Origin of the sequence: Tritonibacter mobilis, from assembly GCF_001681715.1 — a bacterium.
GTDB classification, from domain to species: domain Bacteria; phylum Pseudomonadota; class Alphaproteobacteria; order Rhodobacterales; family Rhodobacteraceae; genus Epibacterium; species Epibacterium mobile.
The window spans coordinates 211,523-225,469 of the sequence record NZ_LNWY01000012.1; the positions used below are offsets into that span (position 1 = coordinate 211,523).

The 13,947-nt window shown below is 60.4% G+C and carries 12 protein-coding genes; 4 read left to right on the plus strand and 8 right to left on the minus strand.

Going from position 1 to position 13,947, the window contains the following annotated elements; all coding sequences use genetic code 11:
- Positions 1–40: 40 nt before the first annotated feature.
- From upp to UB90_RS12265, 4 genes are all read right to left on the minus strand, one after another.
- Complete coding sequence (gene upp, locus UB90_RS12250; protein WP_005651217.1) at positions 41–673, minus strand: uracil phosphoribosyltransferase; 633 nt, start codon at positions 671–673, stop codon at positions 41–43.
- A gap of 85 nt (positions 674–758) precedes the next feature.
- The gene (locus tag UB90_RS12255; RefSeq protein WP_065326101.1) at positions 759–1,973 is read right to left on the minus strand and encodes a phosphopentomutase; all 1,215 of its coding nucleotides are present in this window, start codon (positions 1,971–1,973) and stop codon (positions 759–761) included.
- Positions 1,973–3,289: a thymidine phosphorylase gene (locus tag UB90_RS12260; RefSeq protein WP_065325976.1), complete on the minus strand. Its 1,317-nt coding sequence runs from the start codon at positions 3,287–3,289 to the stop codon at positions 1,973–1,975. Before UB90_RS12260 ends, UB90_RS12255 begins: the two co-directional genes overlap by 1 nt.
- A gap of 4 nt (positions 3,290–3,293) precedes the next feature.
- Complete coding sequence (locus UB90_RS12265; protein ID WP_005653388.1) at positions 3,294–3,713, minus strand: cytidine deaminase; 420 nt, start codon at positions 3,711–3,713, stop codon at positions 3,294–3,296.
- A 278-nt stretch (positions 3,714–3,991) separates the two neighbouring features.
- Here UB90_RS12265 and UB90_RS12270 point away from each other — a divergent pair, with 278 nt between their 5' ends.
- The gene (locus tag UB90_RS12270) at positions 3,992–6,271 is read left to right on the plus strand and encodes an NADP-dependent malic enzyme (RefSeq protein ID WP_009176421.1); all 2,280 of its coding nucleotides are present in this window, start codon (positions 3,992–3,994) and stop codon (positions 6,269–6,271) included.
- Positions 6,272–6,578: 307 nt separating this feature from the next.
- Positions 6,579–8,471: a propionate-CoA ligase PrpE gene (gene prpE, locus UB90_RS12275; RefSeq protein WP_065325977.1), complete on the plus strand. Its 1,893-nt coding sequence runs from the start codon at positions 6,579–6,581 to the stop codon at positions 8,469–8,471.
- Between the two features lie 74 nt (positions 8,472–8,545).
- Here prpE and UB90_RS12280 read toward each other — a convergent pair whose 3' ends face one another.
- Entirely contained in the window at positions 8,546–8,755 is a 210-nt protein-coding gene (locus UB90_RS12280; RefSeq protein ID WP_005653381.1) for a CsbD family protein, read from the minus strand.
- A gap of 224 nt (positions 8,756–8,979) precedes the next feature.
- On the opposite strand from UB90_RS12280, the gene UB90_RS12285 reads away from it, so the two are divergent.
- Positions 8,980–10,401 carry an amidase family protein gene (locus UB90_RS12285; RefSeq protein WP_065325978.1) on the plus strand — a complete coding sequence of 474 codons (1,422 nt, stop codon included), beginning with the start codon at positions 8,980–8,982 and terminating at the stop codon, positions 10,399–10,401.
- Positions 10,402–10,525: 124 nt separating this feature from the next.
- Here the strand turns inward: UB90_RS12285 and UB90_RS12290 are convergent, their stop codons facing one another.
- On the minus strand, positions 10,526–11,281 hold the full coding sequence (locus UB90_RS12290; RefSeq protein WP_005621436.1) for an NAD kinase: 756 nt from the start codon (positions 11,279–11,281) through the stop codon (positions 10,526–10,528).
- 175 nt (positions 11,282–11,456) lie between these two features.
- On the opposite strand from UB90_RS12290, the gene glyA reads away from it, so the two are divergent.
- Entirely contained in the window at positions 11,457–12,752 is a 1,296-nt protein-coding gene (gene glyA, locus UB90_RS12295; RefSeq protein WP_065325979.1) for a serine hydroxymethyltransferase, read from the plus strand.
- Between the two features lie 89 nt (positions 12,753–12,841).
- On the opposite strand, the gene UB90_RS12300 is transcribed toward glyA, so the two are convergent.
- Positions 12,842–13,129 (minus strand): YiaA/YiaB family inner membrane protein, encoded by a 288-nt coding sequence (locus UB90_RS12300; protein ID WP_065325980.1) that lies wholly within the window; start codon positions 13,127–13,129, stop codon positions 12,842–12,844.
- A 90-nt stretch (positions 13,130–13,219) separates the two neighbouring features.
- The gene (locus tag UB90_RS12305) at positions 13,220–13,900 is read right to left on the minus strand and encodes a PspA/IM30 family protein (RefSeq protein WP_081285576.1); all 681 of its coding nucleotides are present in this window, start codon (positions 13,898–13,900) and stop codon (positions 13,220–13,222) included.
- Positions 13,901–13,947: the final 47 nt, after the last annotated feature.

The following is a 13,947-nucleotide window of genomic DNA, read 5'->3' on the forward strand; positions in this document are numbered from 1 at the left end:
GAACGCGTATAAAAGGCCGCTGCCTGCTATACAGAAGACGTTATTTGGTGCCGAACATCCGGTCGCCTGCATCGCCAAGACCGGGCATGATATAGCCCTTCTCGTTCAGCCCACGATCCAGCGAAGCGGTGATGATTTTCACATCCGGATGCGCTTCTTTCATGCGTGCGACCCCTTCGGGCGACGCAAGCAAGCACAGGAAACGAATGTTGTTGGCACCGGCTTCTTTCAGAAGGTCGATGGCAGCAACCGAAGAATTGCCGGTGGCCAGCATCGGGTCCACTGCAATTACCATTCGGTCAGAGATCTGCTGCGGCACCTTAAAGTAGTATTGCACCGGCTGCATCGTCTCTTCGTCGCGGTACATGCCAACAAATCCAACCCGCGCGGAGGGTACCAGTTCCAGCACACCGTCCAGCATCCCGTTGCCTGCGCGCAGGATCGACACCAACGCCAGTTTCTTACCCGCAAGGATCGGCGCTTCCATGTCCTCCATCGGGGTCTCAATGGTGGTGGTGGTCAGTGGCAGCTCGCGCGTGACCTCATAGGCCAGCAGTTGGGTGAGTTCGCGCAAGAGTTGGCGAAACTCATAGGTGGAGGTTGCCTTGTCCCGCATGATGGTCAGCTTGTGCTGCACCAGCGGGTGGTCAACGACGGTCAGGTGGTCACTCATAAAGGACACTCCTTTTGGCTTTTTGTTCTCTTAAGCGCCGCGCCCCCGGACAAGCAAGGCGTTTTCCGTCCAAATGCGGCGTGGATCAGGGCAGAAAACTGCGCCCCGGTCCCTGTGACGGTACGTCAAGATGCGCCGCAACCGAGGCCGCAACATCGGCAAACTGCACAGCTCCGATCGTGCCGGTGCCTGCGCCCGCAACGAGGACAGGCACCTGTTCGCGGGTGTGATCTGTGCCCGGCCAGCTCGGATCGTTGCCATGATCTGCGGTCAATATCATGAGGTCTCCATCGCGCAACTGATCCAGCACCCGCGCGATTTCCCGGTCGAACCACTCCAACGCCCGCGCATAGCCAGAGATATCACGACGATGCCCATAAAGGCTGTCAAACTCCACGAAATTTGCAAATGTCAGGCTGCCCTCCTCGGCCTGCTGAACCGCCTCGCTCAGATGCTCCATCAGTGCTGCGTCAGAACCTTTCTCAAGCGTGTCAATGCCTTGCATGGAGAAGATATCGCCGATCTTACCGATGCCATGCACCCGGCCACCGCTTGCGCGAACCCAATCGGTGAGGATCGGTGCAGGCGGCCTGATCGCAAAATCGCGCCGGTTGGTGGTGCGGCTGAACCCCTCCTCGGGCGTGCCAACGAAGGGGCGCGCAATCACCCGGCCCACTTTGCGCGCGTGCAGGTAGGGCGCGACATCGGCACAGAGTTTCAACAATCGCTCCAGCCCAAAGCACTCCTCATGGGCGGCGATCTGGAACACGCTATCGGCAGAGGTGTAGCAGATCGGCAGGCCAGTCTTCATATGCTCTGCGCCAAGGTCGGCGATGATGGTCGTCCCGGAGGCGTGACAATTGCCAAGGATACCTGTGGTCCCAGCCGCCTCAGCGACATGCGCCACCAACTCCTTATCAAAAGCCGCGCCGTCTTCGGAAAAATAGCTCCAATCCCAAGGCACCGGCAGCCCAGCCAACTCCCAATGGCCCGATGGCGTGTCCTTGCCCGCGCTCACTTCCGAGGCCGCGCCCCAGAGGCCCGTTGGTTTTGCATCCAGCCCCGGTGCGGGTTGATTTGACGCCAGCTGCACCGCCGCGCCCAGCCCCAGCGCATCCAATGTCGGCAATCGCAACGGACCGCTGCGCCCCTCTTCGGCGCGCCCCTCCGCGCAGGCCTGCGCGATATGAGCAACCGTATTGGCCCCGAGATCGGGCAGATCCTTGTTGAAATACCGGCCCGCATCCGGCGCGCCACCGATCCCGACCGAATCCATCACCACCAGAAAAGCACGCGCCATCATCCGATCCTTTCATGCACCAGTGGCAGCAGATCGGGCGCGGCAGGCGCTATGCTCACCGCCGCCCGCAAGGCCGACATTGCGTCTTGCGCGGCGTCCGTGTGGGCGGCATGGATGCGTGCGATGACGTCTCCTTTGGCAATTTTTGTTCCCAAGGCCAGCAGGTCAGAGATCCCCACCGCCGGATCAACCCGGTCGCTCTCAATCATACGACCACCGCCAAGACGCACCACCAAGAGCCCAAGCGCCTCACCGTCAATGGCGTTGACATAACCTGCGTGCTCAGCCGTCACCTCCAAAATCACCGGAGCCTCTGGCAAAAACCGCTGCCATTTCTCGGCAAAGCCGACGGGGCCGCCCTGCGCCGCCACCATTTTTGCAAACCGTTCCGCCGCGCGCCCCTCTGCCAAGGTGGCCGCGATCTGCGCCTCACCGGCCTCAACGCTCTCAACCAGCCCGGCCTGACGCAACACCGCACCGCCAAGCGCCACGGTAATATCGATGATCGACCCAGTGGTCGGCCCTGTCTGCACGCCGGTCAATGCGCGCATCACCTCTGCAACTTCCAACGCATTGCCCAATGACGGCACCAGCGGTTGGTTCATATCCGTGATCAGCGCCTGCGTCGGGCATCCGGCAGCGTTTGCGGTCTCCACAAGCGATGTGGCAAGCGCACGCGCCTCCTCGGCGGTTTTCATAAACGCGCCAGAGCCGATTTTGACATCGAGCACCAAAGCCTCCGGGCTGGCCGCGAGTTTTTTTGACAGGATCGACGCGGTGATCAGATCGAGGCTCTCAACCGTCGCCGTCACATCGCGCACCGCATAAAGCCGCTTATCCGCAGGCGCGATCCGCGCGGTCGCCCCTACAATGGCGCAGCCCACATCTGCAACGATCCCTGCCAGTCGGTCTTGCGCAACCTGCGTGCTGAGACCGGGAATGGCCTCCAACTTATCAAGCGTGCCGCCGGTATGGCCAAGGCCGCGCCCCGAAATCATCGGCACAAAGGCCCCGCATTCCGCCAGGGCCGGTGCCAGCAACAGCGACACACAATCGCCCACCCCGCCGGTCGAATGTTTGTCCACCACCGGCCCCGGCAGATCCCATGTCAGCACATCGCCACTGTCACGCATCGCCAGTGTCAGCGCCGAGCGTGCCTCAGGGGGCAGTCCGTTGAGACAGACCGCCATCGCAAACGCCCCCGCCTGCGCATCACTGACCGCCCCACTGGCAAGCCCTTCGGCAAACCACGAAAGTTCCTCAGCCGTGGGGATCTCTTTTTGTCGTAACCGGGCGATGACCGCACGCGCATCCATTCTGTCAGCTCCGCTCCATATGGCCCGCGTCAAAGGCACCGGGCAGCAGATCGCCAATGGTGGTTTTCATCTCCACCCCATCGGTGGTGGCGAGGGTCACCTCCACACCGGTTGCGCCAAATTCCTTGAGCTTTTGACGACAGCCGCCGCAGGGCGGCACCGGGCTGGGGCAATCGGCGATCACATAGGCCTCTAGGAGTTCCGTCTCCCCTGCCGCTACCATCGCTGCAATTGCCCCCGCTTCAGCGCAGGTGCCTTCGGGATAGGCGACATTTTCTACATTGCAGCCCACATAGACAGTACCAGATTTCGCCCGGATCGCCGCACCGACTTTGAAGTTTGAATAGGGCGCATGGGCATTTTCGCGCACAGCCGCGGCGGGCGCGCGCAAGGGGTGGCTGTTTGCGGGATCTGATGCGGGCATGGGCGTACTCCGTCCTCGCCCCGGTTTTGGCCTGATCGGCCAAGAGTTCTTTGGGGCGCTGTGTTGCTGTTCCTCACCAGTCTTTGCTGGTTTTGATCGGATGGTCAAATGTCATCTCGCGGCACCTGCGCGCCTGCTCACAGCAGCACAGTTGCCGCGTCTCCAGCAATGGTGTCAGATGCAGACACCCGCCGAGCAAAGAGCACGTATTCAAAAGCCTGTTCCCCTCGGCCCCAAGATAGTTTAGCACTAAACTATCACCATCAGGAGCGCCATTCATGCCCGATAAGACCTCGGAATCCCTGCGCGACGCGGCTCTGCGCTATCACGAGTTCCCGCGTCCCGGTAAACTGGAAATCCGCGCCACCAAACCGTTGGCCACCGGAAACGACCTCGCCCGCGCTTATTCACCCGGCGTGGCCGAAGCCTGTCTTGAGATCAAAGACGATGAGGTCAACGCTGCGCGCTACACCGCACGCGGCAATCTGGTTGCGGTGGTGTCGAACGGTTCAGCGGTTCTGGGCCTTGGCAATATCGGTGCGCTGGCCTCCAAACCGGTGATGGAGGGCAAGGCGGTCCTCTTTAAGAATTTCGCCAATATCGACTGCTTCGATATTGAGGTGAACGAGAGCGATCCGGAAAAACTGGCCGATATCGTCTGCGCGCTGGAGCCGACCTTTGGCGCGGTGAACCTTGAAGACATCAAGGCACCGGATTGTTTTATCGTTGAAAAACTCTGTCGCGAGCGGATGAACATCCCTGTGTTTCACGACGACCAGCACGGCACTGCGATTGTCGTGGGCGCGGCTGCAAAAAACGCGCTGCATGTGGCCGGCAAGAGTTTTGAGAACATCAAGATCGTCTCAACCGGTGGCGGCGCGGCAGGGATTGCCTGCCTCAATATGTTGCTCAAACTCGGCGTGAAGCGCGAAAACGTCTGGCTTTGCGATATTCACGGGCTGGTCTATGAGGGCCGCGAAGAGGATATGAACCCGCATAAGGCGGCCTTTGCCCAAGCCTCTGACAAGCGCACTTTGGACGAGGTGATCGACGGCGCGGATCTGTTCCTCGGCCTCTCCGGCCCCAACGTTCTAAAGCCCGAAATGGTCGCAAAAATGGCCAAACGTCCGATCATTTTTGCGCTGGCAAATCCGACGCCCGAGATCATGCCGGATGTGGCGCGCAAGGTGGCACCGGACGCAATCATCGCCACCGGGCGCAGTGATTTTCCCAACCAAGTCAACAATGTACTCTGCTTTCCGTTCATCTTCCGAGGCGCGCTGGATGTCGGTGCAACCGAGATCAACGACGAGATGCAGATCGCCTGTGTCGACGGCATCGCAGAACTGGCGCGCACCACCACTTCGGCCGAGGCTGCTGCCGCTTATAAGGGTGAACAGCTGACATTCGGGGCCGATTACCTGATCCCAAAACCCTTTGATCCGCGTCTGGTGGCTGTGGTGTCTTCGGCGGTGGCAAGCGCCGCCATGTCCAGCGGCGTGGCCAAGCGCCCGATGGAGGATCTCGGCGCTTATCGGGCAAAACTGAACCAGAGCGTGTTCAAATCCGCCCTTCTGATGAAACCAGTGTTCGAAGCCGCCCGCGCGGCCGCCCGCCGGATCGTTTTTGCCGAGGGCGAGGATGAGCGCGTGTTGCGGGCTGCGCAGGAGATCCTGCGCGAAACCACCGAAACCCCGATCTTGATCGGACGTCCCGAGGTGATCGAGAGCCGCGCCGAACGGCTTGGCCTGTCGATCCGCCCGGGTCAGGACGTGCAGATCGTGAACCCGGAAAACGATCCGCGCTACCGCGACTATTGGACCAGCTATCACCGGATCATGGAGCGGCAAGGGGTGACGCCGGATCTCGCCAAGGCGATTTTGCGCACCAACACCACCGCCATTGGTGGCATCATGGTGCATCGCGGCGAGGCGGACAGCCTGATCTGCGGCACCTTTGGGGAATATCGCTGGCACCTGAATTATGTGCAGCAAATTCTGGGCGGCGGCTCCTATGCGCCGCATGGGGCGCTGTCGATGATGATTCTCGAAGATGGGCCACTATTCATCGCCGACACGCAGGTGCGGATTGAACCCACCCCGGAAGAGATCGCAGAGACCGTTATCGGGGCCGCACGCCATGTGCGCCGGTTCGGCCTGACACCGCAGATCGCGCTCTGTTCTCAAAGCCAGTTCGGCAACATTCCCTGCGACACCGGCGCCCGCCTGCGCGCGGCGCTGGAAATCCTCGATGATAAGCGTCGCGACTTTATCTATGAGGGTGAGATGAACATCGACACCGCGCTCGACCCGGAACTGCGCGAGCGGATCTTCCCCAATTCGCGTCTGGAAGGGGCCGCTAATGTGCTGGTCTTCGCCCATGCAGATGCGGCCTCGGGCGTGCGTAACATTCTGAAGATGCGTTCCGGCGGACTTGAGGTCGGGCCAATCCTGATGGGCATGGGCAACCGCGCTCATATTGTGTCGCCCTCGATCACGGCGCGCGGCCTTTTGAACATGGCGGCCATCGCTGGCACCCCTGTGGCGCATTACGGCTGAGGCTCGGGATGACAAACAACAGTGAGGGGCAAGCCTGCCCTTCACCTCTCGCGCTGATCTGACGTAAAGTGAGTCGGCCCATCAGATCGTGAAGTTTTCGCAAAATTAGCTTTGCAACTTTGCAGATCCACCAAATTTTCCCTGCAAAATTCGCGCCAGTTATGGGTTTGCAAAACTTTGCAACTCCACTTGGCAAAATCTACCGCTAACAGGATTTTAAAACGCCGCAGCCCCCTTCGCCGCGCTTGCGAGATGTCTGTGCTTACGCCTAGGCTCTACCCCCAGAGGAGACAGGGAGGAGGACCCGATGACCTATTCTGAGGTGTACGCGCAGTGGAAATCAGATCCAGAGGGGTTCTGGATGGAGGCTGCAAACGCCATCAGCTGGGATAAGGCCCCTACCAAGGCGCTAAGCGATCTGGGGGGCGGGCTTTATGAGTGGTTTGCCGATACCAAGGTCAACACCTGCTATAATGCCGTCGACCGCCATGTTGAGGCGGGGCGCGGAGAGCAAACCGCGATCATCTACGACAGCCCCGTCACCCACACCAAGCGCGAGATTTCATTCGTTGAGCTGCGCAACCGGGTTGCGACACTTGCCGGTGCGCTGCGGGCCAAGGGGGTGGAGAAAGGCGACCGCGTCATCATCTACATGCCGATGATCCCCGAGGCGCTCGAAGCGATGCTTGCCTGTTCCCGCATCGGCGCGGTGCATTCGGTGGTCTTTGGCGGCTTTGCCTCCTCCGAACTCGCCGTCAGGATTGATGACGCGACCCCGAAGGCGATCATCGCCGCTTCCTGCGGGATCGAGCCGGGGCGGACCGTGCATTACAAGCCGCTCTTGGATGGCGCGATTGAATTGGCGACCCACAAGCCCGACTTCTGCGTGATCTTCCAGCGCGAGCAGGAAGTCGCTGAACTGATCGAGGGCCGCGATGTGAACTGGCATGGGTTCCAATATGGCGTGGAGCCTGCGGAGTGTGTGCCGGTCGAGGGCAATCACCCCTCCTACATCCTCTATACCTCTGGCACCACCGGGCAGCCCAAGGGCGTGATCCGCCACACCGCCGGGCAGTTGGTGGCGCTCAACTGGTCAATGAAGAACATCTATAACGTCGACCCCGGCGATGTGTTCTGGGCCGCGTCCGACGTGGGCTGGGTCGTGGGTCACAGCTACATCTGTTATGGCCCCCTTATCCATGGCAACACCACTGTGGTCTTTGAGGGCAAGCCCGTGGGCACGCCCGATGCGGGCACCTTCTGGCGGGTGATTTCGGAACATAAGGTCAAAAGCTTCTTCACCGCACCCACCGCCTTCCGTGCCGTCAAACGCGTGGATCCCAAGGGGGAGTTTGTCGGCAAATACGACCTTTCCTGTCTGGAGCAGGTCTATCTGGCAGGCGAGCGCGCAGATCCCGACACCATCGTCTGGGCGCAGGACCAGCTGGGCGTGCCGGTCATCGATCACTGGTGGCAGACAGAAACCGGCTGGTCCATTGCCGCCAACCCGCTTGGGATCGAGGAACTGCCGGTGAAACTTGGCTCTCCTGCAGTGCCGATGCCCGGCTATGACGTGCAGATCCTGAATGAGGGTGGCCACCCAATGCCGCCGGGAGAGCTTGGCGCGATTGCGGTCAAACTGCCCCTGCCCCCCGGTACGCTGCCAAACTTGTGGAATGCCGATGATCGGTTCAAGAAAAGCTACCTCACCACCTTTCCCGGTTACTACGAGACCGGCGATGCGGGGATGATGGACGTGGATGGCTATCTCTACATCATGGCGCGCACCGATGATGTGATCAACGTCGCGGGCCATCGCCTGTCGACCGGTGCGATGGAAGAGGTTCTGGCCAGCCACCCCGATGTGGCGGAATGTGCGGTGATTGGCGTGGCGGATCAACTCAAAGGCCAGATGCCGCTGGGGTTCCTCTGTCTCAATGCGGGCTGCAACCGCCCCCATGCCGACATCACGGCAGAGGTGGTGAAGCTGGTGCGCGAGAAGATCGGCCCGGTCGCAGCATTCAAACTCGCCTGCGTGGTGGACCGCCTGCCCAAAACCCGCTCGGGCAAGATCCTGCGCGCGACCATGGTGTCGATCGCCGATGGCACCGATTGGAAAATGCCTGCGACCATTGATGATCCGGTCATTCTGGATGAGATCACTGCGGCCCTGCAAACCCTCGGTTACGCCAGCCGGTAACCTAGCAATAGAAAAAGCGGCCCCGCTGAGGGCCGCTTCTTTTTAATCGTAGCACCTGACTTGGGTGCCTCGGTTCAGACGCGATCCTTCAGACGCTCCGCGAACTCATCAATCTGACGCTCCGCTTCATCTTTGGCCACGCCGTAGCGCTCCTGAATGATACCGGCGAGCTTTTCACGGTTGCCCGCAGCCTGATCGATCTCATCCTCGGTCAGCTTGCCCCACTGGGTCTGCGTTTCGCCTTTTAGCTGCTTCCATTTGCCTTCGATAATATCCCAGTTCATGATCTCTGCTCCTTGCGTTTCAGGTCGGATCACAGTGCGTTATCAAACGCTTGCTGCTTGACCGGACAACGTTGCAGCGCAGCAATTGTTCCCAATCACCGCCAGATTATTGTGTGATACCGCTCAATTTCTGTGCTCCGTCAAAGGGTTCCGCATGTTTCAGAAATATCCCCTTCCCAGCTCCGTGTTGGCGCACTAGTCTCCCGATCAAGGAGATTGTTAACATGTCAAATCAAGAGCTTTGGCGCCTGAGCGCAGATGAATTATCCCCCCTGACCCGCAGTGGCGAGATCCGCCCCAGCGAGGCGGTTGCCTCCGCACTGGCGCGTATGGATGCGGTGAACCCAGCCCTCAACGCGGTGGTTGAGGATCTGCGGGATGAGGCGCTTGCACGGGCCGAGGTTCTGGACAGTACGCCAGAGGCCGCGCGCGGACCCTTGCATGGCGTACCTGTGACAATCAAAATCAACGTGGACCAGACCGGCCACGCCACCTCCAACGGCATTCCCGCGCTCAAGGATCTGATCGCACCCGATGATGCCCCGGTGGTGCAAAATCTGGAACGTGCGGGCGCGGTTGTGATCGGACGCACCAACACGCCGGAGTTTTCCTTCCGCGCGGACACCGACAATCCGCTTTACGGGCGCACCCACAACCCTTGGGGGCGGCATATCTCTCCCGGCGGTTCTTCGGGTGGCGGCGGTGCCGCAGTCATGGCCGGGATCGGCCCGCTGGCGCATGGCAACGATATCGGCGGCTCCCTGCGCTTTCCCGCGGCCGCCAATGGTGCGGTCACGGTCAAACCGGGCCTTGGCCGCGTGCCAGCATGGAACCCCAGCCAAAAAGCCGAACGCGGATTGCTGGCACAGCTGATGAGCGTGCAGGGCCTGATGACCCGGTCGGCGCGCGACCTGCATCTCGCCATGCCCGCGATGGTCGCACCGGATGTGCGTGACCCCTTCCATGCGCCGGTCCCATGGCAAGGCCCGAAACCCGATGCTCCCATCAAGGTGGCCTTCACCCGCAACACCCATGGCTATGATCTGCACCCGGAGGTCGAAGCCGCGCTGCTGGCGGCGCGCGATGCCTTATTGGATGCAGGCTATATCGTCGAAGAGGTCGAGCCCCCCAATGTGTTTGAGGCCGGGCGCACCGGCTACCGCGCACTCATGGGCGAAGTCCATACGCTCATGAAATCGGATGTCGATGCTGTCGGTTCCGAGGTGATCCGCACCATGTTCGACACTTACTTTCAGGAGTTCCCGCCCTTCCTCGGCGAAGACCTCCTCAAGATGTACGCCAAACGCAGCCACTACGCCCGTCAGTGGGCGATGTTCATGGCGGACTACCCGCTGGTGCTGACGCCTTTCCTGCCGCATCCCTTCTTTGCGCCGGATCGTGACCGCGAAGGTGTTGAGGGCGCGCATGATGTCCTCGGCTGTGCGGTCTATTCTTATGCCATGAACTACATGGGTCTGCCCGCCGCCTGCGTGCCGTCCCGGCTGGCGCAGCTGCCCAAAGGCCCACAACCCATCAACGTGCAGATCGTGGCCCAACGCTGGCGCGAGGATATGGCCGTGGACGCCGCCATCGCCATCGAGGACCGCATCGGCCAGATGGCTCCGCTGTTGTGGGAGCGGATGTGAAACAGGGCTCCGCCCCTCTGCCCTTCATCTTTTCGTAAAATACCTCCGCCGGAGGCATCGGCCCCGGACCAAAAGGTCCGAGGCTAAACATGTCGCGCGCCAGCGCGCCCGCTTGGCACCGATCTCAGTTGAACTGCTCGGAGATCAGCCGTTCTTCCAGCCCATGTCCGGGATCAAACAGGATCTTATGGCTGATCCCGCGCTCCGTCTGAATTTCGACCCAATCGATTTCCTTGAACGACACCGAATCCGCTTCCGCCATCACAGGCCGTTTGGCCGCATCAATCACGTCAAACCGCACTGTCGCGCCGCTTGGCAACAATGCTCCGCGCCAGCGGCGCGGGCGAAAGGCTGCAATCGCGGTCAGGGCCAGCACATCCGCCCCGATCGGCAGGATCGGACCGTGGGCTGAGAAATTATAGGCGGTGGAGCCCGCTGGTGTGGAGACCAGTGCTCCATCGCAGACCAGCTCCGCCATACGCTGGCGTCCATCCACCGAGATCTTCAACTTGGCCGCTTGCGGTCCCTGCCGCAACAGCGAGACCTCGTTGATCGCCATTGCCTCATGCAATTTGCCCGCACGATCTTTTGCGTGCATCCGAAGAGGGTGGATGATTTCCTCATTGGCGGCCTCCAGCCGCTCCAGAAGCTCCCCCTCGCCGTAAGAGTTCATCAAGAAACCAACCGTGCCACGGTTCATTCCGTAGATCGGAATATTCAGATTCACGGTGTCCCGCAACGTGTGCAGCATAAAGCCATCGCCCCCGAGGGCGACGATCACATCCGCCGCCTCCACCGCGACAGAGCCATAGCGCTTGCTCAGCACATGAAGAGCCGTCTGCGCCAAAGGGGCCTCGCTGGCCAGAAATGCGATTCTCATATGGCGCGATCCTGTTTCCGGTAGGGTCCAAACGGTTCCGAAACAAGCACAGGTTTTCCCCGTTGACCAGAGTTGCCGTTCACCTGATGCGTTTCGTCGCTTTACAGCCTTTCAGATCTGTGAAGTTTCCTATAGGAAATCTCGCAAATATCAGCCCCAACCAGACGGAGCCAACATGACTGACGCGACCCGCGACCCCGGTTTCTTCACCCAAAGCCTCTCGGAACGTGATCCCGAGCTTTTTGGCGCAATCACAGATGAGCTGGGCCGCCAGCGCGATGAGATCGAACTGATCGCTTCGGAAAACATCGTCTCCGCCGCTGTCATGGAAGCGCAGGGCTCTGTGCTGACCAACAAATACGCCGAAGGCTATCCGGGCCGTCGCTACTACGGTGGCTGCCAATATGTCGACGTGGCGGAAAACCTTGCCATCGACCGTGCCAAGCAGCTGTTCAACTGTGAATTTGCCAATGTGCAGCCGAACTCTGGTAGCCAGGCCAACCAAGGCGTGTTTCAGGCGCTGATTAGGCCCGGCGACACCATCCTCGGCATGGATCTCGCGTCCGGCGGTCACCTGACCCACGGTGCCGCGCCGAACCAGTCCGGCAAATGGTTCAACGCGGTGCACTACGGCGTGCGCGAATCCGACTGCCTGATCGACTACGATCAAATTCATGCGCTCGCGACCGAACACCAGCCCAAGCTGATCATCGCCGGTGGCTCCGCCATCCCGCGTCAGATCGACTTTGCCAAATTCCGCGAAATCGCTGACAGCGTCGGCGCATATCTGATGGTCGACATGGCGCATTTTGCCGGTCTCGTGGCCGCAGGCGAGCACCCCTCGCCCTTCCCGCATGCGGATGTCGCCACCACCACCACGCACAAAACCCTGCGCGGTCCGCGCGGTGGTATGATCCTGACCAACAACCCCGATATCGCCAAGAAGGTGAACTCCGCCATCTTCCCCGGTATTCAGGGTGGTCCTCTAATGCATGTGATCGCAGGCAAGGCGGCCGCGTTCGGCGAAGCGCTGAAGCCTGAGTTCAAATCCTACCAAAAGCAGGTGCGTGCAAACGCGGTTGCGCTGGCGGATGAGCTGATCAAGGGCGGGCTGGACATTGTGACCGGCGGCACCGACACCCATGTGATGCTGGTGGACCTGCGCCCCAAGGGCGTGACCGGCAATATCGTCGACAAGGCACTGGGGCGCGCCCATATCACCACCAACAAGAACGGCATCCCGTTCGACCCGGAAAAGCCCACCGTGACCTCCGGCATTCGTCTGGGCACCCCGGCAGGCACCACCCGTGGTTTTGGCGAGGCTGAGTTCCGCGAAATCGCACAGTTGATTGTCGAAGTGGTCGACGGTCTGGCTGCCAATGGCGAAGACGGCAATAGCGCGGTTGAAGAAGCGGTGCGCGGCAAAGTCGCGGCATTGTGCGCCCGCTTCCCGCTCTATCCGAACCTCTGATCGATCCCCACTACGGGTAAAAACCAAACCGCCGCGCCAAATAGCGCGGCGGTTTTTTGTTGTCTGATCGGCACGATCCAGGAAGGAACTTATCCCTCAGACGTCGGCTCTTTCAGCGCGTCTTCCAGCATGCGCTCGTTGCGAATGTCTTCAATGCGGCGAATACGGTCTTCGCTCTGGCGGATGTCAAAGCGGTACTTCACCACGTTGATCAGGCTCAGGGTAAGCAGAAGGATACCCATCCCCCAATACCCTTTGGTCGACAGCGGCACATCGGTCGAGAGCCAGAGCGAAATGCCGAGCATCCCATAAGCGATTACGACGCCAGCAATGTTGAGGTTGGTGATCAGGGCGTTTTCGTTGCGCATGTTAGACATAAGTCAGATCCTTTGATTTGAAATTGGTCAGGTAATACCGGGCGTTTGCCCATATGAACTGGGGCGTCTTTACCCCGGAGAGAATTCAGGTCAGCTGTCGGATTTCAAACGGCTCAGCACGTCATTGGCAGTGCTGCGCGTGGCGGCGCCAAAGCCCGCGTCTGACAGTTGATCTGCAACGGAATGGGGCGTGAGGCCGGTTTCAATCTCGTTGAGGATTTCCGAGGCCTCAAAAGGATCTTGCTGCCCCAGCACCTCTTGAATAAGCTCTGCCGCCTCATCCATTGGCCGACCGTGGAGCGCGCGTCCAAGAGAGGCCTGCGCGCGATGCTCGCCCCGCACGGCCTTGGCGGCGATGGCCCCCTGACGCAGGTCGATCAGACGGCGGCTGGCGGTTTCCACAGATTGGCGCAGACGCAGAATGCGGGATTCCAGTCGCGCTTGTGTCTCCTGACGCAAGCGACGTTCGTTTTCCATCTCGGCGATGGCGGCTGCGGCGGTTGTCGCCAGATCGTCGCGCCCATCTGCCAGTGCGGCTTTGGCGCGGAGGGTCAGATCATTGATCCGCGTTGTCAGCGTTGCAATCTGACGCCCTTCGGCGCGTTCCTTTTGGATCAGGCTGACCAGTGTGGATTTGGCCGACTTCAGATCATCATTGGCCTGGGCAATCTTTTCCTCGATCAACTCGATGGAAAATTGCTGGCGCACTTGGATCTCGGCGCGGCGGTTTGCACCGACCATCAGGGTTTTGAGCGTTGAGAACACGATCATTCCTCCATTCGTGAACATCGTTCATATGGAGGGTGTACGGCATTCCT

What these genes read in the sequence shown, in the direction of transcription:
- UB90_RS12305 (WP_081285576.1), bottom strand. Translation starts at nt 13,900, where the DNA reads ATGATCGTGTTCTCAACGCTCAAAACCCTGATGGTCGGTGCAAACCGC.
- prpE (WP_065325977.1), top strand. Translation starts at nt 6,579, where the DNA reads ATGACCTATTCTGAGGTGTACGCGCAGTGGAAATCAGATCCAGAGGGG.
- UB90_RS12265 (WP_005653388.1), bottom strand. Translation starts at nt 3,713, where the DNA reads ATGCCCGCATCAGATCCCGCAAACAGCCACCCCTTGCGCGCGCCCGCC.
- UB90_RS12285 (WP_065325978.1), top strand. Translation starts at nt 8,980, where the DNA reads ATGTCAAATCAAGAGCTTTGGCGCCTGAGCGCAGATGAATTATCCCCC.
- UB90_RS12270 (WP_009176421.1), top strand. Translation starts at nt 3,992, where the DNA reads ATGCCCGATAAGACCTCGGAATCCCTGCGCGACGCGGCTCTGCGCTAT.
- UB90_RS12255 (WP_065326101.1), bottom strand. Translation starts at nt 1,973, where the DNA reads ATGGCGCGTGCTTTTCTGGTGGTGATGGATTCGGTCGGGATCGGTGGC.
- UB90_RS12290 (WP_005621436.1), bottom strand. Translation starts at nt 11,281, where the DNA reads ATGAGAATCGCATTTCTGGCCAGCGAGGCCCCTTTGGCGCAGACGGCT.
- UB90_RS12280 (WP_005653381.1), bottom strand. Translation starts at nt 8,755, where the DNA reads ATGAACTGGGATATTATCGAAGGCAAATGGAAGCAGCTAAAAGGCGAA.
- UB90_RS12260 (WP_065325976.1), bottom strand. Translation starts at nt 3,289, where the DNA reads ATGGATGCGCGTGCGGTCATCGCCCGGTTACGACAAAAAGAGATCCCC.
- UB90_RS12300 (WP_065325980.1), bottom strand. Translation starts at nt 13,129, where the DNA reads ATGTCTAACATGCGCAACGAAAACGCCCTGATCACCAACCTCAACATT.
- glyA (WP_065325979.1), top strand. Translation starts at nt 11,457, where the DNA reads ATGACTGACGCGACCCGCGACCCCGGTTTCTTCACCCAAAGCCTCTCG.
- upp (WP_005651217.1), bottom strand. Translation starts at nt 673, where the DNA reads ATGAGTGACCACCTGACCGTCGTTGACCACCCGCTGGTGCAGCACAAG.